This window comes from Rhodoglobus sp. GW821-FHT12B09 (assembly GCF_058809925.1).
The window spans coordinates 678382-703118 of the sequence record NZ_JBXATB010000001.1; the positions used below are offsets into that span (position 1 = coordinate 678382).

The 24737-nt window shown below is 69.2% G+C and carries 25 protein-coding genes; 22 read left to right on the forward strand and 3 right to left on the reverse strand.

Going from position 1 to position 24737, the window contains the following annotated elements; genetic code table 11:
- The first annotated feature begins 1 nt into the window (after position 1).
- The 18 genes from aroC (at position 2) to mihF (ending at position 17306) form a co-directional block, all read left to right on the forward strand.
- Positions 2-1207 (forward strand): chorismate synthase, encoded by a 1206-nt coding sequence (gene aroC, locus AC1RTC_RS03385; protein ID WP_493154041.1) that lies wholly within the window; start codon positions 2-4, stop codon positions 1205-1207.
- Positions 1200-1700 (forward strand): shikimate kinase, encoded by a 501-nt coding sequence (locus tag AC1RTC_RS03390; RefSeq protein ID WP_493154042.1) that lies wholly within the window; start codon positions 1200-1202, stop codon positions 1698-1700. Before aroC ends, AC1RTC_RS03390 begins: the two co-directional genes overlap by 8 nt.
- The gene (gene aroB, locus AC1RTC_RS03395) at positions 1697-2767 is read left to right on the forward strand and encodes a 3-dehydroquinate synthase (RefSeq protein WP_493154043.1); all 1071 of its coding nucleotides are present in this window, start codon (positions 1697-1699) and stop codon (positions 2765-2767) included. Before AC1RTC_RS03390 ends, aroB begins: the two co-directional genes overlap by 4 nt.
- A complete protein-coding gene (locus AC1RTC_RS03400) occupies positions 2764-3396 on the forward strand; it encodes a LysE family translocator (RefSeq protein ID WP_493154044.1) in 633 nt (210 codons plus the stop codon). The genes aroB and AC1RTC_RS03400 overlap by 4 nt, the downstream gene beginning before the upstream one ends.
- A 142-nt stretch (positions 3397-3538) precedes the next feature.
- The gene (locus AC1RTC_RS03405) at positions 3539-3973 is read left to right on the forward strand and encodes a type II 3-dehydroquinate dehydratase (RefSeq protein ID WP_493154045.1); all 435 of its coding nucleotides are present in this window, start codon (positions 3539-3541) and stop codon (positions 3971-3973) included.
- Positions 3974-4049: 76 nt separating this feature from the next.
- Positions 4050-4613 carry an elongation factor P gene (gene efp / locus AC1RTC_RS03410; protein WP_493154046.1) on the forward strand — a complete coding sequence of 188 codons (564 nt, stop codon included), beginning with the start codon at positions 4050-4052 and terminating at the stop codon, positions 4611-4613.
- Positions 4613-5026: a transcription antitermination factor NusB gene (nusB, locus tag AC1RTC_RS03415; protein ID WP_493154047.1), complete on the forward strand. Its 414-nt coding sequence runs from the start codon at positions 4613-4615 to the stop codon at positions 5024-5026. The genes efp and nusB overlap by 1 nt, the downstream gene beginning before the upstream one ends.
- A 74-nt stretch (positions 5027-5100) precedes the next feature.
- The gene (locus AC1RTC_RS03420; protein ID WP_493154048.1) at positions 5101-5892 is read left to right on the forward strand and encodes an ABC transporter ATP-binding protein; all 792 of its coding nucleotides are present in this window, start codon (positions 5101-5103) and stop codon (positions 5890-5892) included.
- Between the two features lie 17 nt (positions 5893-5909).
- The gene (locus tag AC1RTC_RS03425) at positions 5910-6956 is read left to right on the forward strand and encodes an aliphatic sulfonate ABC transporter substrate-binding protein (protein ID WP_493154049.1); all 1047 of its coding nucleotides are present in this window, start codon (positions 5910-5912) and stop codon (positions 6954-6956) included.
- Positions 6949-7788 (forward strand): ABC transporter permease, encoded by an 840-nt coding sequence (locus AC1RTC_RS03430; RefSeq protein WP_493154050.1) that lies wholly within the window; start codon positions 6949-6951, stop codon positions 7786-7788. The genes AC1RTC_RS03425 and AC1RTC_RS03430 overlap by 8 nt, the downstream gene beginning before the upstream one ends.
- Positions 7789-8028: 240 nt before the next feature.
- A complete protein-coding gene (gene pyrR, locus AC1RTC_RS03435; RefSeq protein ID WP_493154051.1) occupies positions 8029-8541 on the forward strand; it encodes a bifunctional pyr operon transcriptional regulator/uracil phosphoribosyltransferase PyrR in 513 nt (170 codons plus the stop codon).
- A complete protein-coding gene (locus tag AC1RTC_RS03440) occupies positions 8538-9485 on the forward strand; it encodes an aspartate carbamoyltransferase catalytic subunit (RefSeq protein WP_493154052.1) in 948 nt (315 codons plus the stop codon). The genes pyrR and AC1RTC_RS03440 overlap by 4 nt, the downstream gene beginning before the upstream one ends.
- Entirely contained in the window at positions 9482-10792 is a 1311-nt protein-coding gene (locus AC1RTC_RS03445; RefSeq protein WP_493154053.1) for a dihydroorotase, read from the forward strand. Before AC1RTC_RS03440 ends, AC1RTC_RS03445 begins: the two co-directional genes overlap by 4 nt.
- Positions 10785-11276, forward strand: coding sequence for a PH-like domain-containing protein (locus AC1RTC_RS03450; RefSeq protein WP_493154054.1), 492 nt, complete (start codon positions 10785-10787; stop codon positions 11274-11276). Before AC1RTC_RS03445 ends, AC1RTC_RS03450 begins: the two co-directional genes overlap by 8 nt.
- The gene (carA, locus tag AC1RTC_RS03455) at positions 11273-12421 is read left to right on the forward strand and encodes a glutamine-hydrolyzing carbamoyl-phosphate synthase small subunit (protein ID WP_493154055.1); all 1149 of its coding nucleotides are present in this window, start codon (positions 11273-11275) and stop codon (positions 12419-12421) included. The genes AC1RTC_RS03450 and carA overlap by 4 nt, the downstream gene beginning before the upstream one ends.
- The gene (carB, locus tag AC1RTC_RS03460) at positions 12414-15716 is read left to right on the forward strand and encodes a carbamoyl-phosphate synthase large subunit (RefSeq protein ID WP_493154056.1); all 3303 of its coding nucleotides are present in this window, start codon (positions 12414-12416) and stop codon (positions 15714-15716) included. Before carA ends, carB begins: the two co-directional genes overlap by 8 nt.
- The gene (gene pyrF, locus AC1RTC_RS03465; protein WP_493154057.1) at positions 15709-16554 is read left to right on the forward strand and encodes an orotidine-5'-phosphate decarboxylase; all 846 of its coding nucleotides are present in this window, start codon (positions 15709-15711) and stop codon (positions 16552-16554) included. Before carB ends, pyrF begins: the two co-directional genes overlap by 8 nt.
- Entirely contained in the window at positions 16551-17306 is a 756-nt protein-coding gene (gene mihF / locus AC1RTC_RS03470) for an integration host factor, actinobacterial type (protein WP_493154058.1), read from the forward strand. Before pyrF ends, mihF begins: the two co-directional genes overlap by 4 nt.
- Here mihF and AC1RTC_RS03475 read toward each other — a convergent pair.
- From AC1RTC_RS03475 to AC1RTC_RS03485, 3 genes are all read right to left on the reverse strand, one after another.
- Positions 17303-18295: a pentapeptide repeat-containing protein gene (locus AC1RTC_RS03475; protein WP_493154059.1), complete on the reverse strand. Its 993-nt coding sequence runs from the start codon at positions 18293-18295 to the stop codon at positions 17303-17305. The genes mihF and AC1RTC_RS03475 overlap by 4 nt on opposite strands.
- Positions 18292-19245, reverse strand: a complete 954-nt coding sequence (locus AC1RTC_RS03480) for a radical SAM protein (protein ID WP_493154060.1) — start codon at positions 19243-19245, stop codon at positions 18292-18294. Before AC1RTC_RS03480 ends, AC1RTC_RS03475 begins: the two co-directional genes overlap by 4 nt.
- Positions 19246-19310: 65 nt before the next feature.
- Positions 19311-19916, reverse strand: coding sequence for a guanylate kinase (locus tag AC1RTC_RS03485; protein WP_493154061.1), 606 nt, complete (start codon positions 19914-19916; stop codon positions 19311-19313).
- A gap of 153 nt (positions 19917-20069) precedes the next feature.
- Here AC1RTC_RS03485 and rpoZ point away from each other — a divergent pair, with 153 nt between their 5' ends.
- From rpoZ to AC1RTC_RS03505, 4 genes are read left to right on the forward strand one after another with little or no spacing between them, the layout of a single operon-like run.
- Entirely contained in the window at positions 20070-20330 is a 261-nt protein-coding gene (gene rpoZ, locus AC1RTC_RS03490) for a DNA-directed RNA polymerase subunit omega (protein WP_493154062.1), read from the forward strand.
- Between the two features lie 9 nt (positions 20331-20339).
- Positions 20340-21518, forward strand: a complete 1179-nt coding sequence (coaBC, locus tag AC1RTC_RS03495; RefSeq protein WP_493154063.1) for a bifunctional phosphopantothenoylcysteine decarboxylase/phosphopantothenate--cysteine ligase CoaBC — start codon at positions 20340-20342, stop codon at positions 21516-21518.
- 19 nt (positions 21519-21537) lie between these two features.
- Positions 21538-22731 (forward strand): methionine adenosyltransferase, encoded by a 1194-nt coding sequence (gene metK, locus AC1RTC_RS03500; RefSeq protein ID WP_493154064.1) that lies wholly within the window; start codon positions 21538-21540, stop codon positions 22729-22731.
- 4 nt (positions 22732-22735) lie between these two features.
- The gene (locus AC1RTC_RS03505; RefSeq protein ID WP_493154065.1) at positions 22736-24718 is read left to right on the forward strand and encodes a primosomal protein N' family DNA-binding protein; all 1983 of its coding nucleotides are present in this window, start codon (positions 22736-22738) and stop codon (positions 24716-24718) included.
- Positions 24719-24737: the final 19 nt, after the last annotated feature.

Below are 24737 nucleotides of genomic sequence, written 5' to 3' on the forward strand. Positions count from 1 at the left end.
CATGCTTCGTTGGTTGACCGCTGGTGAGTCGCACGGCCCGGAACTCGTGGCCATTCTCGAGGGCCTGCCGGCCGGGGTGCCGGTGTCGCCCGAGGCGATCCAGGACGACCTGAAGCGCCGCTCGCTCGGCTACGGCCGCGGCGCGCGGATGAAGTTCGAGCAGGACGAGCTGACCATCAGCGGCGGCATCCGCCTCGGCTACTCGATGGGCAGCCCGATCGCCCTGCGCATCGGCAACACGGAGTGGCACCGCTGGGTCGACGTCATGAGCGCAACTCCGGTCGACCCCGAGACCTTCCCGAAGGGGCGCGGCGCGCCCCTGACCCGCCCGCGACCCGGGCACGCCGACCTCGTCGGCATGCAGAAGTACGACTTCCCGGAGGCGCGCAACGTGCTCGAGCGCGCGTCGGCGCGCGAGACCGCGGCGCGCGTGGCGCTGGGCGCCATCGCCCGGTCGTTCCTGTCGGAGCTCGGCATCCGCATCGTGAGCCACGTGCTGGCCATCGGCGCCGTGCGGGTTCCGGATGGCTCGGCCCTCCCCGGCCCGGACGACGTGGACGCCCTCGACGCCGATCTGCTCCGCTGCTTCGACCCCGCGACCTCGGCTCTCATGGTCGCCGAGGTCGACCGCGCGCACGACGACGGCGACACCCTCGGCGGCGTCGTGGAAGTGCTCGCGTACGGGGTCCCGCCGGGGCTCGGCTCCTACACCCACTGGGACAAGCGGCTCGACTCGCAGCTCGCGGGCGCGCTCATGGGCATCCAGGCCATCAAGGGCGTCGAGGTCGGCGACGGCTTCGAGACGGCCCGCCGCCGCGGCTCCGTGGCGCACGACGAGCTCGTCATGGGCGCCGACGGCATCACGCGCCTCTCGGATCGGGCGGGCGGCACCGAGGGCGGCATGAGCACGGGCACGCTGCTGCGCGTGCGCGCCGCGATGAAGCCGATCTCGACGGTGCCGCACGCGCTGCGGACCGTGGATGTGGCCACCGGCGCTGCGGCCGAGGCCCACCACCAGCGCTCCGACGTGTGCGCAGTTCCCGCGGCGGGCGTCGTCGCCGAGGCGATGGTCGCCCTGGTGCTCGCGAACTCCGTGCTCGAGAAGTTCGGCGGCGATTCGCTCGGCGAGACGAAGCGGAACCTCGAGGCGTACCTGGCAGCGATCCCGGATGCCCTCCACTCCGCCCCCGCGTCCGCCCGTGAGTGACCGCGCGGTAGTCGTGCTCATCGGCGCGCCCGGCGCGGGGAAGACCCGCACGGGCAAGCGCCTCGCACGCATCCTGGGCGTCCCGTTCATCGACACCGATCAGCGCATCGTGGCCGAGCACGGACCGATCGCCCAGATCTTCGAGCAGCACGGGGAGCCGCACTTCCGGGCCCTGGAGCGGGCAGCCGTCGCTGCGGCTCTCGCGGAGCCCGCGGTGGTCACCCTCGGTGGAGGAGCGGTCCTGGATGCCGACACCCAGGCCGATCTCGAGGGGCACAGGGTCGTGCAGCTCGCCGTGTCACCCGAAGCGGTGGAGGCGAGGATCAGCACGGGCAAGCGCCCGCTCGTCAAGGACGGCATCGGCGCCTGGGTGGCTCTGGTCGAGGGCAGGCAGCCGATCTACGACCGGCTCTCGCAGCTCACGATCGACACGTCCCGCCGGCCCCTCGACGGCGTCGCGAAGCAGATCGCCGAATGGTTGGAGAACGAATGACCGGCACCACGATTATCCCGGTCGGCGACTCGTACGACGTGCTCGTCGGGCGCGGACTGCTCGCGGGCCTCGCCGAGCAGCTCGGCCCGCGCGTCGCGAAAGTGCTGATCGTGCATCCGCCGACCCTCGGTGCGAAGGCGAACGAGCTGCGCGACGTGCTCTCGGGGCAGTACGAGGTGCTTCTCGCGGAGGTGCCCGACGCGGAGGACGCCAAGCGCGTCGAAGTAGCGGCGTTCTGCTGGCAGATCATGGGCCAGACCGACTTCACCCGCACCGACGCCGTCATCGGCTTCGGCGGGGGAGCGACCACCGACCTGGCCGGCTTTGTCGCGGCGACCTGGCTGCGCGGTGTGCGGCTGGTGCAGGTGCCGACGAGCGTCGCGGGCATGGTCGACGCTGCCGTCGGCGGCAAGACGGGCATCAACACGTCGGAGGGCAAGAACCTCGTGGGCTCGTTCTACGCGCCGGCGGCCGTGGTCGCCGACCTCGACGTGCTCGACACCCTTCCGCGCAACGAGATCCTCGCCGGCTTCGCTGAGATCGTGAAGTGCGGATTCATCGGCGAGCCCGAGATCCTCGACATCATCGAGGCGGACGTCGACCGGGTTACCGATCCGGCGTCCGACGAGTTCCGCAGGGTCGTCGAGCTCTCGATCGGGCTGAAGGCGCGCGTGGTCGCGGAGGACTTCAGGGAAGCCGGGCTGCGCGAGATCCTGAACTACGGGCACACTCTCGGCCACGCGATCGAGCACGCCGAGCGGTACCGCTGGCGCCACGGCGCCGCCATCTCCGTCGGGATGGTGTTCGCCGCCGAGCTCGGGAGGCTGGCGGGAACACTCCCGGATGCCGTGGTCGACCGGCACCGCAGCATCCTCTCGTCACTGACCCTGCCCATCGACTACCAGCTCGGGCGCTGGAACACCCTGCTCGCCACCATGCAGCGGGACAAGAAGGCCCGCGCGGGCATGATGCGGTTCATCGTGCTCGACGAGGTCGGCAAGCCGCGCGTGCTCGCCGGCCCCGAAGAGGCGACTCTCTTCACGGCGTACCAGGAGGTCGGGGTATGACCGTCGCCTCGGCCCTGTGGTCGTTCGCGCTGCTCGCCGGGGTGCTCACGATCATCCCGGGGCCGGACAGCGCGCTCATCCTGCGCTCGGCGCTCATCCAGACGCGGAAGCACGCGTACGCCACGGCACTGGGTATCGCGAGCGGCACCTTCGTCTGGGGTGCGGCCGCGGCGGTCGGCGCTGCAGCTCTGCTCGCGGCATCCGAGCTGGCCTTCACGGTCCTGAAGATTGTCGGCGCGCTCTACCTCGCGTACCTCGGCGTCTCCATGATCGTGAAGTCGTTCCGCCGCACACTGGTCGCTACGGACGTGGTCCCGCCGGTGGGCTCGCTCAAGGCCGCGTTCGGGCGCGGCGCCCTCACGAACCTCCTGAACCCGAAGGTCGGCGTGTTCTACATCGCGCTCATCCCGCAGTTCATCCCGGAGGGCGTCAACCCGGTCGGCATGGGGCTGCTGCTCGCGGGCGTCCACGTCGTCGAGTCGATCGTGTGGTTCACCGGGCTCATCCTCGCAGCCCATTTCGCGCGCCAGTGGCTCTCGTCGCCGCGGGTCTCGGCCTGGATCGACCGCGTCACGGGCGGCATCCTCGTCGCCTTCGGTGCGGTTCTGGCGATCGAGTCCCGCGCCTAGCTCGTCCGCCCCGCCCCGCCGGCCCCCCACTGCCGAAAACGCAGGAGATTCTGCAGCCGAGGCTCGAAACGGGCTCGCGCGCGCAGTTCCGGGGCGATTCTCCTGCGTTTTGAGCCGATGCCGCGCCGATACACTCGAACGCGTGACCACAGTCCTCGTCCTCAACGGCCCCAACCTCGGGCGGCTCGGCAGCCGTGAGCCCGACGTGTACGGCAGCGGAACCCTCGACGACCTGCGGCTGCAGCTCGAGGCATCCGGCGGGCCCGCCATCGACCTGCGCCAGACCAACGACGAGGCCGAGCTCATCTCGTGGCTCTACGAGGCCGTCGACACCGCCAGCCCGGTCATCCTGAATCCGGCCGCCTTCACGCACTACTCCTACGCGCTCCGGGATGCCGCGGCTCTGGTCACCAAAGCTGGACTCCTGCTCGTCGAGGTGCACATCTCGAATCCGCACGCGCGCGAGGAGTTCCGTCACACGAGCGTGATCTCGGCGGTGGCTACGGGAGTAATCGCGGGGTTCGGTTTCGAGTCGTACGTGCTCGCGCTTGAGCTGGTCAAGCGCCGACTCGGGTAGGCTAGGGCGCTGGGTTTCGATACGCGTGCCAGGGCGCGCTACTCAACCCGCCGACTTAACGAACGGAATACACCTCATGGCCTCTACCGCTGACATCAGGAACGGCGTCGTCCTCAACATGGACGGCCAGCTCTGGACTGTTATCGACTTCCAGCACGTCAAGCCCGGCAAGGGCGGCGCGTTCGTGCGCACCAAGGTCAAGAACGTGATGAGCGGCAAGGTCGTCGACCGCACGTTCAACGCCGGCGCGAAGATCGAGACCGAGACCGTCGACCGGGCGGACTACCAGTACCTGTACGCGGACGGCGAGAACTTCGTGTTCATGGACAAGGGCAACTACGACCAGATCACGCTCACCCCGGCCCAGGTCGGCGATGCCCCCAACTTCATGCTCGAGAACCAGGACGTCACGATCGCGCTGCACAACGGCGACCCGCTCTACGTCGAGCTGCCCGCCTCGGTGACCCTCGAGATCACCTACACGGAGCCGGGACTGCAGGGCGACCGCTCGACCGGCGGCACGAAGCCGGCCACGGTGGAGACCGGCTACCAGATCCAGGTCCCGCTGTTCCTCGAGCAGGGCACCAAGGTCAAGGTCGACACGCGCGACGGGTCGTACCTCGGCCGAGTGTCCGACTAGTGGGAGCCCGCTCCAAGTCACGCAAGCGCGCGCTCGACATCCTCTACGGGGCTGACGTCCGCGAGGAGTCCATCAACACGGTCCTGGCGGCCGAGCAGGCCCGCAATGACGCGGACCCGAAGCGCTCGGGCTCCTGGCCTTACGCCCGCGACATCGTGATCGGCATCACGGAGCACGGCGACGAGATCGACGAGCTCATCGAGACCTACTCGCAGGGCTGGCCGATCGCCCGGATGCCCGCGGTCGACCGTGCGCTCATCCGGATCGGACTCTGGGAGATCCTGTACAACGACGAGGTGCCCGACGCCGTCGCGATCTCGGAGGCCGTGGAGTCGGCGCGCGTGCACAGCACGGACGACTCGGCCGGCTTCGTCAACGGACTGCTGGCCAGGATCGCCGACAGCCGCGCGTAGTTCGCCGGCGCCGGAGATGACGCCAGATTACGGCTGAGTCCGGCAGCTGGCGGAGCAGACCATAGCGTTGAGCGATGCCTTCCGTGCCCGCACTCCCTGTCGCCCTTCGCGGTGTCGGCCGTACGTTCGGCGACCGCCGGGTGCTCCGCGATATCGACCTTGAGATCGCCGCGGGCGAGATCGTCGCCATCATCGGCGCCTCCGGGAGCGGCAAGTCGACGCTGCTGAGGCAGGTCGGCGGCCTCGACCGGCCCGATGAGGGCACGGTGACGATCGACGGCACTCCGCTCAACGGCGTCGACCAGCGCACGGCTATTGCGTTCCAGGAGCCGCGCCTTCTTCCGTGGCGGTCCGTCGCGCGCAACGTCGAGGTCGGGCTGCCCCGCACTACAGCGCGCGCGGCGGGCCGCGATCGGGTCGACGAGCTACTGCGGCTGGTCCAGCTCGAGGACGCCAAGAGCCTGCGTCCGCGGCAGATCTCCGGCGGGATGGCGCAGCGCGCGTCGCTCGCCCGTGCTCTTGCGCGCGGCCCCGGCGTTCTCGTCCTCGACGAGCCGTTCGGCGCGCTCGACGCCCTCACGCGGCTGACAATGCAGGACCTGCTGCTCACGGTCCACGCTGCCGAGCCCGCCACGATCCTGCTGGTGACTCACGATGTCGATGAGGCGCTCTACCTCTCCGACCGCGTGATCCTGCTGGGCGTCGAGCCCGGCTATCCGCCGAACTCCGGCGCGGTCATCCGCTCCGTCATCACTGTTCCGGGGAAGAGGCCGCGCGACCGCGGCAGCGCCTCCCTGGCTCAACTCCGGGCCGAGCTCCTTTACGGCCTGGGCGTCTCCACCCATCACCCTGCCCACACATTCTGACGACACTTGAGGACTTCATGACATCCCGCAAGCGCTTCATCTCCCTTGCCGCGATCGCCACAGCAACTGCGATCGCGCTGGCCGGCTGCGTGCCGGGCGAGGGCTCCAACCTCGCCGCCGACCCCGAGCCCGCGGCGACCCTGCCGGGCTCCTGGAGCAGCGACGTTCTGAACATCGACTTCGCCACGTACAACCCGCTGAGCCTCATCATCAAGGATCAGGGCTGGCTCGAGAGCACCTTCGGCGACAAGGTGACCGTGAACTGGGTCCAGTCCGCCGGTTCCGCCGCCGCCAACGACGCGCTGCGCGCCGGCTCGATCGACGTCGGCTCGACCGCCGGCTCGGCGGCTCTGCTCGCCCGTTCCAACGGGTCGCCCATCAAGGCGATCGACATCTACTCGCAGCCCAACTGGGCCGCGATCCTCGTGGGCGCGAACTCCGACATCACGACCGTGGCGGACCTCAAGGGCAAGAACATCGCGGCGAACGCGGGCACGGACCCCTACTTCTTCCTGCTGCAGGCGCTCGACGAGGCGGGCATCGCGCAGAGCGATGTCACCATCACCCAGCTCGCGCACGCCGACGGCAAGACGGCCCTTGAGGCAGGCACTGTCGACGCCTGGGCCGGCCTCGACCCGCTGCTCTCGGCGAGCGTGGTGAACGCGGGCTCGAAGATCATCTACGACAACCCCGACTTCAACAGCTACGGCTTCCTCAACGCGACCGAGGGCTTCCTGTCGAAGTCTCCCGACATCGCGCAGGTCGTCGTCGACGCCTACGAGAAGGCCCGCGAGTGGGCGGTGGCGAACCCGGATGAGGCGGCGCAGATCCTCGCGGACGTCGCCGGTATCGACATCGCCATCGCGAAGTCGGTGCTGATCGACCGCACCAACCTCGAAGTCGACCCGAAGCCCGGCAAGGCGCAGACGGACGTGCTCTCGATCATCGGCCCGATCTTCGTCGAGTCCGGTGCCGTCGCGAACCAGAGCGACATCGACAAGGCTCTCGGCTCCCTCTATGACACGAGCTACATCGACAACGTGGACACGTCGCTCGTTGGCTGACCAGTTCATCGCAGCAACCGGCGCGGCGGGCTCGGTGTACTCCGGGCTCGCCGTGCCGGCGCGCCGGAAGATCCTTCCCGGGCCGCGCTGGCTCCGGGCCGTCCTCGGCGCCCTCATCCCGCTGGCGATCCTCGGGATATGGCAGCTCATCGTCACCCTCGGTCTGATCCCGTCGTACCGGCTCCCGTCGCCCGCGAGCGTGTTCCTGGCCGGCATCGATCTCGCAAACCGGGGACTGCTGTTCTCCAGCATCGCCATCTCCGTCCAGCGCGTGCTGATCGGCTTCATCGCGGGCTCGCTCATCGGCCTCGTTGCCGCGTCGGCGGTAGGGCTGTCGAGCGTCGCGAGCAGCCTGCTCGCCCCGACTCTCGGTGCGCTTCGGGCAGTGCCCTCGCTCGCGTGGGTGCCGCTGCTGGGCCTCTACCTCGGTATCAACGAGGACTCGAAGGTCGCGCTCATCGCGATCGGAGCCTTCTTCCCGGTCTACACGACGGTCTCTGCGGCACTGCGCCACGTTGATCCCCAGCTCGTTGAGGCGGGCCGGGCCTACGGCTACACGGGCACGCGGCTGCTCGGCCTCGTCCAGCTGCCCGCGGTCGTGCCCTCCGTGATCTCGTCGCTGCGGCTCGCACTGGCGCAGTCGTGGCTCTTCCTCGTCGCCGCGGAGCTCCTGGCGTCCTCCCTGGGCCTGGGGCACCTGCTCGTGGACTCGCAGAACAACGGACGCATCGACCGCCTGTTCCTCGTGATCATCCTCCTCGGCGTCTTCGGCAAAGTCACCGATGCGCTCGTGGGGCTCTTGGAGCGGTACCTCCTCAAGCGCTGGGGCTAAGCGACCCGGCGGGTTGAGTAGGCCCGCCAGGGCCGTATCGAAACTTGCAGGTTGGTGAGATTTCGATACGTGCGCCAGAGCGCCCTACTCAATCCACCGGATTTCGATACGTGCGCCAGAGCGCCCTACTCAATCCGCCGGATTTCGATACGTGCGCCAGAGCGCCCTACTCAATCCGCTAGGCTCGCTCCAACAGATTTCCTTTAAGTTCCGTCCAGAGAGGCGGGGAAGGAGGTCAGGATGACTGCACGCCAAGTGCTGCAGCAGGCTGACATCGCGCGTGCGCTGACTCGCATCTCCCACGAGATCCTGGAGTCCAACCGCGGTTCGGACAACCTCGTCCTTCTTGGCATCCCCACTCGCGGCGTGCTGCTCGCCCGGCGACTCGGTGCGATCCTCGTGGATGTCCCGGTCGGCTCGATCGACGTCACGATGTACCGCGACGACCTCGCCAAGAACCCGACGCGGGCGCCGAGTCCCACGGATATCCCGCCCGGCGGCATTGACGGCAAGACCGTGATCCTCGTCGACGACGTGCTCTACTCCGGCCGCACCATCCGGGCCGCGCTCGACGCGCTCAGCGACATCGGCCGGCCGCGCGCTGTCCGCCTCGCGGTGCTTGTCGACCGCGGGCACCGTGAACTGCCCATCCGCGCGGACTTCGTCGGCAAGAACCTGCCGAGCTCCGCCGAGGAGCGGATCAACGTTCGCCTGGGCGAGATCGACGGCAGCGAGGAGGTGACGATCGGATGAGGCACCTGCTCTCCACGAAAGACCTCTCACGGGATGAGGCGATCGCGATCCTCGACATCGCGGAGGACATGGCGGGAGTCGCCGACCGCGAGGTGAAGAAGCTGCCGGCCCTGCGCGGCAAGACGGTGGTGAACCTCTTCTTCGAGGACTCGACCCGCACCCGCGTCTCGTTCGAGGTCGCCGCGAAGCGCCTGAGCGCGGACGTCATCAACTTCAGTGCGAAGGGCTCGAGCGTCTCCAAGGGCGAGAGCCTCAAAGACACGGCGCAGACCCTCGCCGCGATGGGCGCGGACGCGGTAGTGATCCGCCACTCGGCGAGCGGGGCCCCGCAGGTGCTGGCCGAGAGCGGCTGGATCGACGCGGGCATCGTCAACGCGGGCGACGGCACGCACGAGCATCCCACGCAGGCGCTCTTGGACGCCTTCACCATCCGCCGCAGACTTCACGGCCCGGATGCCCGCGGCAGGGCCCTCGACGGCATCACGGTGACGATCGTGGGTGACATCCTGCACTCCCGCGTCGCCCGCTCGAACGTGTGGCTGCTGACGACGCTCGGGGCGCGAGTCAGCCTGGTCGCGCCCGCCACGCTGCTCCCGGTCTCCACCGAGGGGTGGCCCGTGGAGGTGAGTTACGACCTGGACGCGGCGATCGACGCCGGCCCCGACGTGGTGATGATGCTGCGCATCCAGGCCGAGCGCATGAACGCCGCCTTCTTCCCCAACGCCCGCGAGTACTCCAGGCAGTGGGGGCTCGACGACGAGCGGGCGGCCCGCCTGCCTGCGGCTAGCATTGTCATGCACCCCGGACCGATGAATCGCGGTCTTGAGATCTCAGCCAACGCCGCCGACTCGCCGCAGTCGACAGTGCTCGAGCAGGTCGCCAACGGGGTCTCGATAAGGATGGCCGTGCTGTATCACCTGCTCTCGTCTGGAGTGAGCGAATGAAGATCACCGGCGTCCGGCTTCCGGACGGAACACGCACAGACCTGTTCATCGAGAACGGCGTCTTCGCCGCGAGCGGGTCGGGGGAGACCATCGACGGCGACGGCCTTGTCGCCCTTCCGGGACTCGTCGACCTGCACACGCACCTGCGCGAGCCCGGGTTCGAGCAGAGCGAGACCGTCCTCACCGGTTCCCGCGCGGCAGCGATCGGCGGCTTTACCGCGGTTTTCGCCATGGCGAACACGATGCCCGTGCAGGATACGGCCGGTGTCGTGGAGCAGGTGGAGTCGCTCGGCCGCCGGCACGGCTACGTGACAGTCCGCCCGATCGGCGCCGTCACCGCGGGCCTCGCCGGGGAGAGGCTCAGCGAGATCGGCGCGATGGCGCAGTCGCGGGCGCAGGTGAGGGTGTTCTCCGACGACGGCCACTGCGTGAGCGATGCGCTCCTCATGCGCCGGGCCCTCGAGTACGTGAAGACCTTCGGGGGAGTAGTCGCCCAGCACGCCCAGGAGCCGCGCCTCACCATCGGCGCGCAGATGAACGAGGGCGCGCTCTCCAGCGAGCTCGGCCTCGCGGGCTGGCCGGCCGTCGCGGAGGAGTCGATCATCGCCCGCGACGTCCTCCTCGCCGAGCACGTCGATGCGCGGCTGCACGTCTGCCACGTCTCGACCGCGGGATCGGTGGAGGTCATCCGCTGGGCGAAGGCGCGCGGGGTCAAGGTCACCGCCGAAGTCACGCCCCACCACCTTCTGCTCACCGAGGAGCTCGCGCGCGGGTACGACTCGCGCTTCAAGGTGAACCCTCCGCTGCGCCGCGACGAGGACGTCATCGCGCTCCGCGCCGCCCTCGCCGACGGCACCATCGACATCGTCGCGACCGACCATGCGCCGCACCCCGTCGAGTCGAAGGACTGCGCCTGGGATGAGGCGGCCAACGGCATGGTCGGACTCGAGTCCGCACTGAGCGTCGTGCACGCCGCGGTCGTGGCATCCGGCCAGCTGGACTGGTCCGACGTCGCGCGCGTGCTCTCCGCCAAGCCCGCCGAGATCGGCCTGCTCGCCGGCTACGGCACCCCGTTCGCCGTCGGCAGCGCCGCAAACGTCACGCTCTACGACCCCAGCGCCACCAGGACGTTCGCCACGAGCGACCTGCGCGGCAAGGGGCTCAACTCCCCGTACCTCGGCCGCGAGCTCCCCGGGCGGGTGATCGCGACCGTGCACAACGGTTACGCGACCGTGCTCGACGGCGAGCTCGTCGACGCCGGCCTCGTCAGTGAACACAGTGTTGCCAGGGAGGCATCTCATGGATAGGCCCCAGCTGATGGCGATAGTCCTCGTCGTCCTCGCTCTCCTGCTCGTCCTCATGTACACCGGCTGGCGTGCCCGCCAGCGCCGGCAGAGCGGCGTCCCCGCGCCCCTCACAGCCCCGGCAGACCTCGGAGCGGCGATCGGCACGTTTGACGGCAAGTACGTCGCGACAACCGCCGCGGGCAAGCCGCTCGAGCGGATCGCCGTGCACGGCCTCGGCTTCCGCAGCGACGCCTCGCTGACCCTCACCGGCACAGGCGTGCTCGTCCAGCGCCCCGGCGCCGACGATGTCTGGATCCCGCGCGCCGACGTGCTCGACCGCCGTACTGCGACGTGGACCATCGACCGGGTGGTGGAGCACGACGGCCTCGAGCTGCTCGCCTGGAACCTGGGCGGTACCCCGGTGGACAGCTACTTCCGCCTCGCGCAGCCCGACGCGTTCGAGTCCGCCTTCGAGCAGCTCCTCCCGAAGAAGGCAGCGGCATGAGCGGCACGAGCACAGGCACGGCATACCTCGTCCTCGAGGACGGCACGCGCTACACCGGCCGCTCCTACGGCGCGGTGGGCCGCACGCTGGGCGAGGTCGTCTTCGCCACGGGCATGACCGGCTACCAGGAGACCATCACCGACCCGAGCTACGCGGGCCAGATCGTGGTGCAGACCGCGCCGCACATCGGCAACACGGGCGTCAACGACGGGGATCCGGAGTCCTCCCGCATCTGGGTCTCCGGCTACGTCGTGCGCGACCCCAGCCGCGTGGTCTCCAACTACCGCGCGACCGGCTCGCTCGACGACCAGCTGGTGAACGAGGGCGTGATCGGCATCAGCGGCATCGACACCCGCGCTGTAACCCGCCGCCTGCGCGACGCCGGCTCCATGCGCGGCGGGGTCTTCTCGGGCCCGGATGCCGCACTCACCCTCGACGAGCAGCTCGAGGTCGTGCGTGCCGCCACGGGCATGGCGGGCCAGAACCTCTCGAGCCAGGTCTCGACTGCCGACGGGTACATCGTCCCGGCGACGGCGGAGAGTATCGGCCGGGTCGCCGTCCTCGACCTCGGCGTCAAGACCTCCACGCTCAACTACCTCGCAGCGCGCGGGTTCGACGTGCACGTGCTGCCGCAGTCCGTCACGCTCGACGAGGTGCTGGCGCTCGAGCCGGTGGCCGCGTTCTTCTCGAACGGGCCGGGGGACCCCGCGGCATCCGACGCCCACGTCGCCCTGCTGCAGGGCATCCTGCGAGCCGACCTGCCCTTCTTCGGCATCTGCTTCGGCAACCAGCTGCTCGGTCGCGCTCTCGGCTTCGGCACCTACAAGCTCCCGTTCGGCCACCGCGGCATCAACCAGCCGGTGGTCGACGTGTCGACGGGCCGGACCGAGATCACGAGCCACAACCACGGCTTCGCGGTCGACGCGCCCATCGGCGTGGTCACCGACTCGCCGGCGGGCTTCGGCCGAGTAGAGGTGAGCCACGTGAACCTCAACGACAACGTCGTGGAGGGCCTCAACGCCCTCGACATCCCGGCCTTCTCGGTGCAGTACCACCCCGAGGCCGCTGCCGGGCCGCACGACGCCAACTACCTGTTCGATCGTTTCCGCGATCTGGTCCTCAAGAGCAAGGAAGCACGTGCCTAAGCGCGCAGACATCAACTCGGTCCTGGTCATCGGGTCGGGCCCCATCGTCATCGGCCAGGCCGCCGAGTTCGACTACTCGGGAACGCAGGCGTGCCGCGTGCTCCGCGAGGAGGGCGTGCGCGTCATCCTCGTGAACTCCAACCCCGCGACGATCATGACCGACCCCGATTTCGCCGACGCGACCTACATCGAGCCGATCACCTGGCAGGTGATCGAGACGATCATCGCCAAGGAGAAGCCCGACGCGATCCTGCCGACCCTCGGCGGCCAGACCGCGCTCAACGCCGCCATCGAGCTGCACAACCACGGAATCCTGGAGAAGTACGACGTCGAGCTCATCGGAGCCAACTTCGAGGCGATCAACAAGGGCGAGGACCGCCAGCTCTTCAAGGAGCTCGTCCTCGAGTCGGGCGCGGACGTGGCGCGCAGCCACATCGTGCACACCCTCGACGAGGCGATCGCGGGCGCCGAGGATCTCGGCTACCCGCTCGTCGTGCGCCCGTCGTTCACCATGGGCGGTCTCGGCTCGGGCTTCGCGTACGACCGCGAGGAGCTCATGCGCATGGTCGGCGACGGCCTGCACCAGAGCCCCACCACCGAGGTGCTCCTCGAGGAGTCGATCCTCGGCTGGAAGGAGTACGAGCTCGAACTCATGCGCGACACGTCGGACAACACCGTGGTCGTGTGCTCGATCGAGAACGTCGACCCGGTCGGCGTCCACACCGGCGACTCGATCACCGTCGCGCCCGCCCTGACGCTCACCGACCGCGAGTACCAGAACCTGCGCGATATCGGCATCGACATCATCCGGCGCGTGGGCGTCGACACCGGCGGCTGCAACATCCAGTTCGCGATCGACCCGTCGAACGGCCGCGTGATCGTCATCGAGATGAACCCGCGCGTGTCGCGCTCGAGCGCGCTGGCCTCCAAAGCGACCGGATTCCCGATCGCGAAGATCGCCGCCAAGCTCGCGATCGGCTACCGCCTGGACGAGATCCCCAACGACATCACGAAGGTCACGCCGGCGAGCTTCGAGCCGACGCTCGACTACGTGGTCGTCAAGGTACCGCGCTTCGCGTTCGAGAAGTTCCCCGCCGCCGACACCCGCCTCACCACGACCATGAAGTCGGTGGGCGAGGCCATGGCGATCGGCCGGAACTACTCGACAGCCCTCCAGAAGGCGCTCCGCTCGCTCGAGAAGCGGGGGAGCAGCTTCCACTGGGACGGCGAGCCCGGCGACAAGGACGTCCTGCTCGCGATCGCTGCAGTGCCCACCGACGGCCGCATCGTGACCGTGCAGCAGGCGATGCGCGCGGGCGCGACCAATGCCGAGGTCTTCGAGGCCACCAAGATCGACCCGTGGTTCATCGACCAGATCGAGCTCATCAACGAGGTAGCCGCGGCTGTGGCCTCGTCCGCCGAGCTCGACGAGGGAACGCTGCGCCTGGCCAAGGACCACGGCTTCAGCGACGTGCAGATCGCCGCGCTGCGGGGTCTCACCGAGGCCGAGGTGCGGGGCATCCGGTGGTCTCTCGATGTCCGCCCGGTCTTCAAGACCGTCGACACGTGCGCCGGCGAGTTCCCCGCGCTGACCCCGTACCACTACTCAAGCTACGACCTCGAGACCGAGGTGACCCCGAGCAACCGCCGCAAGGTCATCATCCTGGGATCCGGCCCGAACCGCATCGGCCAGGGCATCGAGTTCGACTACTCCTGCGTGCACGCGAGCTTCGCCCTCGCCGGCGCGGGCTTCGAGACCATCATGATCAACTGCAACCCGGAGACGGTCTCGACCGACTACGACACGAGCGACCGGCTGTACTTCGAGCCGCTCACTCTTGAGGACGTCCTCGAGATCGTGCACGCGGAGTCCGCGTCCGGCGAGCTGGTCGGCGTGGTCGTGCAGCTCGGCGGGCAGACGGCCCTCGGGCTCGCGCAGGGTCTGAAGGATGCGGGCGTGCCGATCCTGGGCACGACTCCCGAGGCGATCGACCTGGCCGAGGAGCGCGGGCTGTTCTCGAAGATCCTGGACGATGCGGGACTCATCTCCCCGAAGAACGGCACGGCCACCGACCGCGACGGCGCCATCACGATCGCCGAGGACATCGGCTACCCCGTGCTGGTGCGCCCGAGCCACGTGCTCGGCGGCCGCGGTATGGAGATCGTCTACGACACCGAGTCGATGGCCGACTACTTCGAGCGCGTGAAGGACCAGGCGATCATCGCGCCCGGGTCGCCGCTGCTGGTCGACCGCTTCCTCGACGACGCGATCGAGATCGACATCGACGCCCTCTACGACGGCGCCGAGCTCTACATCGGCGGCATCATGGAGCACATCGAGGAGGCGGGGATCCACTCCGGCGACTCGGCGTGCACCCTTCCCCCTGTGACCCTGGGCCGCGACGTGATCAACCGCGTGCGGGAGGCCACGCTCGGCATCGCCGCCGGCATCGGCGTGCGGGGGCTCATCAACGTCCAGTTCGCGATCGGGCAGGGCATCCTCTACGTGCTCGAGGCGAACCCCCGGGCATCCCGGACTGTCCCGTTCGTGTCGAAGGCCCTCGGCATCCCGCTCGCCAAGGCGGCGTCGCTCATCATGGTCGGCCGGGACATCCGGTCGCTCGTCGCCGACGGCCTGCTCCCGGCGCAGGACGGATCGATCGTCCCGATGGACGCGCCGGTCTCGGTGAAGGAGGCGGTACTGCCGTTCAAGCGCTTCCGCACCGTCGAGGGGCACGTCGTCGACTCGGTGCTCGGCCCGGAGATGCGATCGACCGGCGAGGTCATGGGCATCGACTCGAACTTCCCGAAGGCGTTCGCCAAGAGCCAGGAGGCCGCGTACGGCGGGCTCCCCTCGAGCGGCGCGGTATTCGTCTCGGTGGCCGACCGCGACAAGCGCGCGATCGTGCTCCCGGTGCTGCGACTCAGCCAGCTGGGCTTCACGATCCTCGCGACCGAGGGCACCGCGGAGGTGCTCGCGCGCAACGGCATCGAGGCCAGAGTGGTGCGGAAGTACTACATGGGCCAGGAGGTGGTCGAGGGCCAGCCGTCGATCGTCGAGCTCATCAACGACGGCCTTGTCGACGTCGTGATCAACACGCCGAGCGGCCGCAGCGCGCGGGCCGACGGCTACGAGATCCGCACCGCGACGGTCGCCGCGGACAAGCCGCTGTTCACGACCATCGCCCAGCTCGGCGCGGCCGTGGCTTCATTCGAGGCCATTCGGGACGGCTTCGACGTGCGGTCGCTCCAGGACTACGCGCTCGACAGGGCGGAGCGCCTCGCCCGTGCCTAGTTTCGGTGAGCGGCTCGACGCCGCGTTCGATGCCTTCGGCCACGTGTGCCTGGGGATTGACGCGCACGCGCACCTGCTGGCCGAGTGGGGGCTGCCCGACTCCGCCGACGGAGCCCGCGCTTTCGGCCTGCGCGCCGTCGACGCCGCCGTCGGCGTCGTCGGGATAGTGAAGCCGCAGATCGCGTTCTACGAGCGCCACGGGTCGGCGGGCTATGCCGCCCTTGAAGATGTCATCCGGGCCGCCCGCTCGGCCGGGCTCGTCGTCATCGCCGACGTCAAGCGCGGCGATATCGGCTCCACCATCGACGCGTATGGGGAGGCCTGGCTCACGCCGGGGTCGCCGCTGGAGGTCGACGCGATGACCCTCGTGGCCTACCAGGGCGTCGGATCGATCAGCGGCCCGATCGAGCTCGCCCGCGCGAACGGCAAGGGCGTGTTCGTGCTGGCGGCCACCTCCAACGTCGAGGCGTACCCGCTGCAGTCCGCGATGCTGCAGACCGGCGCGCACCACAGGCTGTCCGTCGCTGCCGGTATCGTCGCTGAGGTGGACGCGATCAACGGCGGCGCCGGCCTGGGCTCGGTAGGAGTCGTGATCGGTGCCACGGTCGGCTTCGCCGACTACGGAATCGACCCGGGGCTGCTGGCTTCCACCCCGATCCTCGCGCCGGGCTTCGGCGAGCAGGGCGCTGTGCTCTCCCGTCTGCCCCAGTTGTACGGCCCCGCATCGGCCAATGTGGTCGCCAACCTCGGCAGGTCAGTGCTCAAGGCGGGCCCCGCAGGCGTGCGCGGTGCTCTCGAGGAACAGGTCGACGAGCTCTCCCGGGCCCTCACGGTATGAGCCCGCGACCGGCTCCGCCCGCTGACGTCGACCGCGCCGCCGCCGGACGGGCGGCCATCGCTGCGCGGCGCGCCAGGGCGGCTGTCAAGCACGAGATCTCGACCCGGCAGCGCACTGCGCTCGACGCGGCGCAGGCAGGGTGGAACGATCCCGAGAGCCCGGAGGCGAGCCTTCGGGTCACGGAGCTGCTCGGGAGCGTGCCGTCCCTCGGCCCGACGCGGACGGCCCGGATCATGGCGGAGCTGGAGATCTCAGACCGCAAGCGGGTCGGGGGCCTGGGCATCCGGCAGCGCAGCAAGCTCCGCGACTGGCTCGTCCAGCGCCAGGGAGCCGAGCCCAGTCGCCTGCTGGTGCTGGCCGGCCCGACCGCGGTCGGCAAGGGCACGGTGTCGACGTACATTCGCGACAACTACCCCGAAGTCGTACTGAGCGTATCGGCGACGACGCGTACGCCGCGCCCGGGCGAGATCGACGGTGTGCACTACTACTTTGTGAGCGACGAGGAGTTCGACCGCTTCATCGCCGCAGGCGAGCTGCTCGAGTGGGCGGAGGTCCACGAGCACCGGTACGGCACGCCGGGTGCGCCGATCGCCGCGGCACGAGCTGCCGGCCGCCTCGCGGTGGTGGACATCGACCCGCAGGGGGCGCGGCAGCTCCGGCTCGCCGTGCCCGACGCGATAGTCGTGCTGCTCACCGCGGGCTGGGAGAGCGAAGTGGTCAACCTCATCGGCCCGCCAGCTGGGGCGCGCTAGGACTGTCCGATGCGGCGCGAGATCGCGGCGAACATGAACGTGAGGATCGCGAGCGAGACCACGCAGTAGGCAGCGAATACTAGTTGCCCCGCGGGGCCGGTGGGTTCGAACCCGGAGGTGCCGAAGGCGCAGGTCGCCAGCACGTAGAGAACACGGACGAAGCCCGCGACACCGTCGCCGGAGTCGACCAACGCGATCGTGCCGGCCGCACCGTCGGCCAGACCCATGCCCTGTGAGGGCACCACGGCCGGCATGAACACGTACAGCAGGCTCACTATCGCCAGCAGCACCCCGTAGGCGATGATCGGACGCACGGGACGAGTGGAGTAGCCCCAGAAGAGCTCGCCCAGGACGTAGTCGCCGAACCGCCGGATCCAGCGGACCCGACTCGGCGGAAGGGCCATCCGCCGGAACCGGCGCTCCTCGAAGTAGTAGTCGAGGGAGCGCTCTGCATATCCGTTGCCCTGCAGCTGGATGCGAAGGATCTTGCAGACCTCGGCGCGGCGTCGGCTCGAGCGCCACTGCTCACTTACCGGGTCGCTCGAGAAGACGATGGCGAACGGGTACGAGGGGCAGTAGATGCCCTCGTAGGAGCTCTCCAGGGTTGCGACGGGCGGGAGGATGTCACCGCGGTCGACGCTCAACCAGCCTCTCGTCGCGTAGACGTCGTCCGTGGTCGGCCCGAACGCGATCGGCTTGCGAACCGCACCTACTATCGGCTTCTTATCGAAGTTCACGTGTGTGATGTCGTCGTCGCGCAGGCGGAAACCGCTGAGATATGCACCTTCGAACGTGGCCTTGGTGAGGTCGCAGTCCACGAACGTGCAGTGGTAGAGCATGGCTTCGCTGAAGTTGGCGCCGTAGAGGTCGCACCCTTCGAAGCGCGCGTAGCTGAGATCCGCGTGGGAGAAGTCCGCGCCCCGCAGGTCCATGTCCTTGAATTCGCTCCCGATCTGGCACGTCGAGCCATAGGAGTGCGCGGCCGTCATCGTCCGCCCCTGTCGAGGTGAATATCGGCGATCACGCGGGGTCGCGGCGGTCCAGCGGGAGCCGCGGTCGCCTGCGCGACATAGGCCGCCTCCGGGAAAGCCCGGAGAGAGTTGGCGATGTGCTTCTCGGCGTTGAGGTGCGCCACTGCCTCGGAGTAGACCTCCGGTCGAACGTCGCCGTCGACGATGAGTTGCCCGAAGGAGAGGTAGTGGTCCTCCTGCGTGACCAACACCGTCGAATCCGGGTTGACGATGAGATAGGCACCGATGGAGTCACTCACCCTCGACGTGCTGACGGGGAATGGCAGGACTCCCTGGGAGAGCGGGGCGATGGCCGCGTCGAAGTCGGCATCGCTGACCGAGAGCCACTCGCGATTGAGCCGCCCCTCGCCTCGCGGCCGGAACTGGTGCACCTTCCATACGTCGGGGCGGATGACCTTGACGACCTCGAGGACGTCGCCCATCTCAGCGGCGTTGGCGCTGGTCACGACGGTGCTGATCTTGAGCTGCATTCCGGCCTCGCGAGCGGCCACCACCGCCGGGCTCGTGGCGGCTCGGAGCGTAGTGTCGACATGGGCGGTCGAGGTGCGGATGGCCTTGGCGACATCTTTCCGCACCGTGTCGAGGGGCAGTGCCAGCCAGCGAAGTGACGGCAGCACCGCGGCGAGCTGACGCCGACGGGTGCCGTTGGACTGGAGGGCCATCCAGAGCCCCGCCTCCTCGATAAGGTGGAGCCGCTCCGGCAGGTCGGAACGCAGGGTCGGTTCTCCACCGGAGACCACGATGCCCTCGGTTCCCGCGTCCCTGAGGAACGAGACCATCTTCTGGAAGTCCTCCGGCACCAACTCGCGAAGGTCCAGCGGATCCGGCCCGTAGCAGAACGGACAACTCAGGTTGCACACCGAGTTGATCATGACGTCGACCGTCCGGGGGGCGCCAGCGATCTTCACGGAATTCTCTCTGCTTCGGGTACGGCGTGCGCGTTCAGTCTGGACCAGCGGTTGGTGAAGATGAATCATTTATGTGTGGTGAATGCCGCCACCTTCTGCACCGTGGCCACCGAGCGGGACTTGGCGATCTCCGCCCGGACAATGTGGTCGAGGGTCTCCAGGAACGCATCCAGGTCGTCGTTGAGGACGGCGTAGTCGTACGCCCACGCGTCGTCCAATTGGGAGAGTCCGACGCGCACGCGAGCAGGTCGATCCTGGTCGGTGGCGCGCTTGGTGAGCCTGCTGTCCAGTTCCTCGGGACTCGGCGCGAGCACGAAGATCCCGACCGTTCGCCGCGCGCTCAATGCCCGAGTGCGCAGGAAGCCCTTCGGGTCGAGTTCCGCGATGAGCACCCGCTCACCATCTGACTCGAGGAGAGATCGTGATGAGCCGTAGGAGTGCGACTCGTACGTCTTCACCCGCTCCCAGATCTCGCCGCTCTCGTACAGCGCCTCGAAGGCCTCTTCCGACACGAAGTTGTACTCTCGCCCGTCCACCTCCTGCGGTCGCCGGACCCTCGTGGTGTAGGTCGGTATCTTGACGCCCAGACCCTGGCCGAGCAGGTGACGCTGGGCTTCGCCCTTCCCCGACCCGCTAGGTCCGGAGATCACGATGAGCAGGGCGTCAGTCATTTGGTTCCTATCGGTTCAGCTTTTACGTCAAGGTTATCGGGGCTGTTCGGCCAAGCGGCGCTGGAGGTCGTAGAATTGATGGATGCGCCCGCTGGCGCCCCGACTTCCCGCTGACTTTCGCAGCGCGGGATCCCTACGCAAGGAGCCCTTCTCATGGTTGACCGCCACTCAGGAATCATCGACCCGCCCATCGACGAGCTGCTCTCGAAGGTCGACTCCAAGTACCAGCTCGTGATCTTCGCCTCCAAGCGCGCCCGCCAGATCAACGACTACTACGCCGACCTCCACGAGGGCTCGCTCTTCGACAACGTCGGCCCTCTCGTCGACTCGACGATCGACGACAAGCCCCTCTCCGTTGCCCTCCACGAGATCAACGAGGACAAGCTCGAGCTCAAGCGCCTCAGCGAAGACTAACCACCCGGCATGAACATCGTCGTCGGCATCACCGGCGGCATTGCGGCGTACAAGGCCGTCAACGTCGTCCGTGCGCTTGTGCTCGCGGGCCACGACGTCCACGTGGTCGCCACGGACAACGCGCTGCGGTTCGTGGGCCGGCCGACGCTCGAGGCGCTCAGTCGCAACCTCGTCCACTCCGACCTGTACGAGGGCGTGGCCGAGGTCAGGCACGTCGCGATCGGCCAGGCCGCGGACCTGATCATCGTCGCGCCGGCAACCGCCAACACTCTTGCGAAACTCGCCGGCGGCTTCGCCGACGATCTGCTCGGCAACACGATCCTCGCGAGCACCGCGCCGCTCGTCGTCGCCCCGGCGATGCACACGGAGATGTGGTTGAACCCCGCGACGGTGCACAACGTCGAGGTACTGCGGTCGCGCGGCGTCACGGTGGTCGGCCCGGCCAGCGGCCAGCTCACGGGCAAGGATGCGGGACCGGGCAGGATGTCCGAGCCCGACGACATCGTTGCGGCGGCCCTCGCGGTCGTCGGCCCGCGGGATCTCGCGGGCAAGCGCATCCTCGTCACCGCCGGGGGCACGCGCGAGCCTCTCGACCCGGTGCGCTTCATCGGCAACCGCTCGAGCGGCCGCCAGGGCATCGCCCTCGCACTGGCCGCGGCGGCGCGGGGCGCCGACGTCACTCTGATCGCCGCGAACCTCGAGGTGGAGGCGCCCGCGTCTGTGGCGGTCGTGCGCGTAGGCTCGACCCTCGAGCTGGAGAAGGCGGTCACGGATGCCGCGGCCGACGCCGACGTGATCATCATGGCCGCGGCCGTTGCCGACTACCGGCCGGAGTCCGTCGCGCAGAGCAAGATCAAGAAGGAGCAGCAGGGCGATGTGCTCGACCTGCGCCTGGTCAAGAACCCCGACATCCTCAGGGGGCTCGCCGAGCACCGGAGCCCCGGCCAGGTGATCATCGGCTTCGCCGCGGAGACCGAGCAGGATGACGACGCGCTCCTCGCCCTCGGCCGTGCGAAGATCGCCCGCAAGGGCTGCGACTACCTCGTCGTCAACAGGGTGGGGTGGACCGAGGGGTTCGCCACGGAGCGCAACACAGTCGTGGTCATCGACACGGCCGGGGATACAGTAGTCCGGGCCGTCGGTACAAAGTTGTCGGTCGCCGACCGTATTTTGGACCTGCTCGCGTAACAATCACTGGAGCCATCGAATGAGCACAGCCCTGCGCCTTTTCACCTCCGAGTCGGTGACCGAAGGGCATCCTGACAAGATCTGCGATCAGATCAGCGACAGCATCCTCGACGCCCTGCTCGCGGCGGACCGCGGCAGCCGCGTCGCGGTGGAGACTCTCGTCACGACCGGGCTCGTGCACGTCGCGGGGGAGGTCACCACCTCCGGATACGTCGACATCCCCACCATCGTCCGCGAGCTCATCACCGGCATCGGCTACGACTCCTCGCTCGTCGGCTTCGACGGGGCGTCGTGCGGTGTCGAGGTGTCGATCGGCTCCCAGTCGCCGGACATCGCCCAGGGCGTCGACCGTGCTCTCGAGGCGCGCGAGGGCGCTACCGAGGACCTCGACCTCCAGGGCGCCGGCGACCAGGGGATCATGTTCGGCTTTGCCACCGTCGAGACTCCTCAGCTCATGCCGCTGCCGATCTGGCTCGCCCACCGGCTCGCCGAGAGGCTCGCCGAGGTCCGCAAGTCGGGCCAGCTCGCCTACCTGAGGCCCGACGGCAAGACGCAGGTGACGGTCGGCTACGAGGGCTACGTGCCCCGCACCGTCGACACGGTGGTGCTCTCCACGCAGCACTCGCCCTCCGTCGACAACGCGACCCTCTTCGCCGAGGTCGAGGAGCTGGTCATCCGCCCCGTCCTCGAGACCGCCGGCCTCGACAGCGCAGCCGCGTCCATCCTCATCAACCCGACAGGCCGCTTCGAGATCGGCGGCCCGCAGGGTGATGCCGGTCTCACCGGCCGCAAGATCATCGTCGACACCTACGGCGGCGCATCGCGCCACGGCGGCGGCGCCTTCAGCGGCAAGGACCCGTCGAAGGTGGACCGCTCCGCCGCGTACGCCATGCGGTGGGTGGCCAAGAACGCCGTGGCCGCGGGCTTCGCCGACCGGCTCGAGGTGCAGGTCGCCTACGCGATCGGAAAGGCCGCGCCAGTCGGCCTCTACGTCGAGACCTTCGGCACGGCCCACGTGGACGAGGCGCTCATCATCGACGCGATCCGCGAGGTCTTCGACCTCCGGCCAGCGGCGATCATCCGCGACCTCGATCTCCTGCGGCCGATCTACTCGGCGACGTCCACCTACGGCCACTTCGGCCGCGAGCTGCCCGACTTCACCTGGGAGCGCACCGACCGCGTCGGCGACCTCCGCTCCGCAGTCGGCCTGTAGTGCGTTGCCTGCGGCGCTAGGGCTGGCGGGCGCGTCGATCGCGCGCGTGCTGCTCGACTCACCGCTGCCGCAGCTCGACCGGCTGTTCGACTACGTCATTCCGCTGGAACTTGCCGAGTCGGCGGTTCCCGGGGTCCGGGTCAAGGTGCCGCTGCGCTCGGCGGGCCGGGTGGCCGACGGCTTTCTCATCGAGGTCGTGGAGTCCGGTGACTACACGGGGGTGCTGAGCGAGCTCGACTCCGTGGTGTCACCGGTGCGGATTCTCGCGCCCGAGGTCTGGGCGCTGGCGCGCAAGGCGGCAGACCGTGCGGCAGGGTCCGCGAGCGATATTGTTCGGCTCGCGGTGCCCACGCGGCAGGTGCGCGTCGAGAAGGCCTACCTCGCCGACGAGGGCAACCTGCCCTTCCCCGTCGTCACCGCGGCGCCGATAGAGTCCTACGCGCCCCGGGTGCTCGAGTCGGCCCTGTCGATCAACGAGCGCCTGGCCGTGGATGCGGTGCCGGGTGTGCGGCAGGTAGCCGACGGCGTCTGGGTCGGCGCCTGGGCCGTCACGATGGCGGCGGCCGCGGCATCCGTGCTCGCCGAGGGCCGCAGTGCGATCCTCGCGGTACCGGACTACCGCGACCAGGAGCAGCTGGAGGCCGCCCTGCGGGCTGTGCTGCCCGAGGAGTGCATCGTCCGCCTGGACGCGAAGCAGTCGAATCCCGAACGCTACCGCGCACTGCTGCGGTGCCTCGGAGGCGGGCCGCTCGCCATCGTCGGCAACCGCTCGGTCGTGTATGCGCCCGCGGCGAACCTGGGCCTCATCGCCGTGTGGGACGACGGCGACCCCCTGCACAGCGAGCCCCTCAGCCCCTACGTCCACACCCGTGACGCCGCCCTGCTCAGGCAGGAGCTGCAGGGCTGCGCCCTCGCGTTCTTCGGCAACTCGCGCAGCACCGAGGTCGAGCGGCTCGTCGAGCTCGGCTGGCTGCGCTCGGTGTCGCCCGTGCCGCTCGTGCTGCCGAAGGTCGTCCCGACCGCGCAGCAGGCCACCACGGACCGCCTCGCCGCGCAAGCCCGTATCCCGTCCGCCGCGTGGAAGATCGCACGAGCCGCGCTCGAGAGCGGGCCGGTGCTCGTGCAGGTGGCGCGCCCGGGGTACGCGCCCCGCCTCGCCTGCGCTGACTGCGGGCAGACCGCGCGCTGCCTGCGCTGCGAGGGGCCGCTGCTGCAGAAGTCGGCCCGCTCCGTCCCGGCCTGCGCGTGGTGCGGTGCTCTCGCCGTCGACTGGAAGTGCGGCAACTGCGATGGGGAGAAGCTCCGGCTGGTGGGCAACGGCGCCACCCGCACGGCGGAGGACCTCGGCCGCGCCTTCCCCGGTGTGCGCGTCATCATCGCGGACGGCGAGCGGCAGGTCCTCGCGGTGGGAGCTGAGCCCGCGCTGGTGATCGCCACCCGCGGCGCCGAGCCCGTCGCCGCGGGAGGCTATCGCGCCGTTCTACTCCTCGATGGCGAACGGATGCTCGCCCGCGAGAGCCTTCGGGTCGGGGAGGACTGCCTGCGCTGGTGGTCGAACGCCGTGGCCCTCGCGGCCGGCGGTGCCACCACGGTGCTCGTGGGCGTGGGCGGCGCTCTCGCCACAGCCCTCGTCACCTGGCGCCACGCCGACTACGCGCGCTCTGAGCTCGCCGATCGGCGGCGGCTGCGCTTCCCGCCGGCCGTGCGGGTCGCGACGATCACCGGCACCGTGGAGTCCGTCGGCAAGGCCGTCGCGGCCGCGGGCGTCGTGGCGGAGGACGTGCTCGGACCGGTCGACCTGGCGCCGCCGACCGTGCGCACCATCCTGCGGTTCGACTACAACCACGGCGCCGACATCGCTGCCGCGCTCCGTGCTGAGCTGATCCGCGCGGCGACGTCCCGACGCCGCGGCCCGGCGTCCAGGGGGCCAGGTGCCCCGACCCTGCGAGTCCGGCTCGACGACGTCGAGCCCTTCCTGGAGAGCTAGACATCCCCGGGCACGAGAG

What these genes read in the sequence shown, in the direction of transcription:
- aroB (WP_493154043.1), top strand. Translation starts at nt 1,697, where the DNA reads ATGACCGGCACCACGATTATCCCGGTCGGCGACTCGTACGACGTGCTC.
- AC1RTC_RS03425 (WP_493154049.1), top strand. Translation starts at nt 5,910, where the DNA reads ATGACATCCCGCAAGCGCTTCATCTCCCTTGCCGCGATCGCCACAGCA.
- aroC (WP_493154041.1), top strand. Translation starts at nt 2, where the DNA reads ATGCTTCGTTGGTTGACCGCTGGTGAGTCGCACGGCCCGGAACTCGTG.
- AC1RTC_RS03420 (WP_493154048.1), top strand. Translation starts at nt 5,101, where the DNA reads ATGCCTTCCGTGCCCGCACTCCCTGTCGCCCTTCGCGGTGTCGGCCGT.
- AC1RTC_RS03475 (WP_493154059.1), bottom strand. Translation starts at nt 18,295, where the DNA reads ATGACGGCCGCGCACTCCTATGGCTCGACGTGCCAGATCGGGAGCGAA.
- rpoZ (WP_493154062.1), top strand. Translation starts at nt 20,070, where the DNA reads ATGGTTGACCGCCACTCAGGAATCATCGACCCGCCCATCGACGAGCTG.
- AC1RTC_RS03485 (WP_493154061.1), bottom strand. Translation starts at nt 19,916, where the DNA reads ATGACTGACGCCCTGCTCATCGTGATCTCCGGACCTAGCGGGTCGGGG.
- AC1RTC_RS03450 (WP_493154054.1), top strand. Translation starts at nt 10,785, where the DNA reads ATGGATAGGCCCCAGCTGATGGCGATAGTCCTCGTCGTCCTCGCTCTC.
- AC1RTC_RS03400 (WP_493154044.1), top strand. Translation starts at nt 2,764, where the DNA reads ATGACCGTCGCCTCGGCCCTGTGGTCGTTCGCGCTGCTCGCCGGGGTG.
- AC1RTC_RS03445 (WP_493154053.1), top strand. Translation starts at nt 9,482, where the DNA reads ATGAAGATCACCGGCGTCCGGCTTCCGGACGGAACACGCACAGACCTG.
- metK (WP_493154064.1), top strand. Translation starts at nt 21,538, where the DNA reads ATGAGCACAGCCCTGCGCCTTTTCACCTCCGAGTCGGTGACCGAAGGG.
- AC1RTC_RS03440 (WP_493154052.1), top strand. Translation starts at nt 8,538, where the DNA reads ATGAGGCACCTGCTCTCCACGAAAGACCTCTCACGGGATGAGGCGATC.
- pyrR (WP_493154051.1), top strand. Translation starts at nt 8,029, where the DNA reads ATGACTGCACGCCAAGTGCTGCAGCAGGCTGACATCGCGCGTGCGCTG.
- coaBC (WP_493154063.1), top strand. Translation starts at nt 20,340, where the DNA reads ATGAACATCGTCGTCGGCATCACCGGCGGCATTGCGGCGTACAAGGCC.
- mihF (WP_493154058.1), top strand. Translation starts at nt 16,551, where the DNA reads ATGAGCCCGCGACCGGCTCCGCCCGCTGACGTCGACCGCGCCGCCGCC.
- carA (WP_493154055.1), top strand. Translation starts at nt 11,273, where the DNA reads ATGAGCGGCACGAGCACAGGCACGGCATACCTCGTCCTCGAGGACGGC.
- efp (WP_493154046.1), top strand. Translation starts at nt 4,050, where the DNA reads ATGGCCTCTACCGCTGACATCAGGAACGGCGTCGTCCTCAACATGGAC.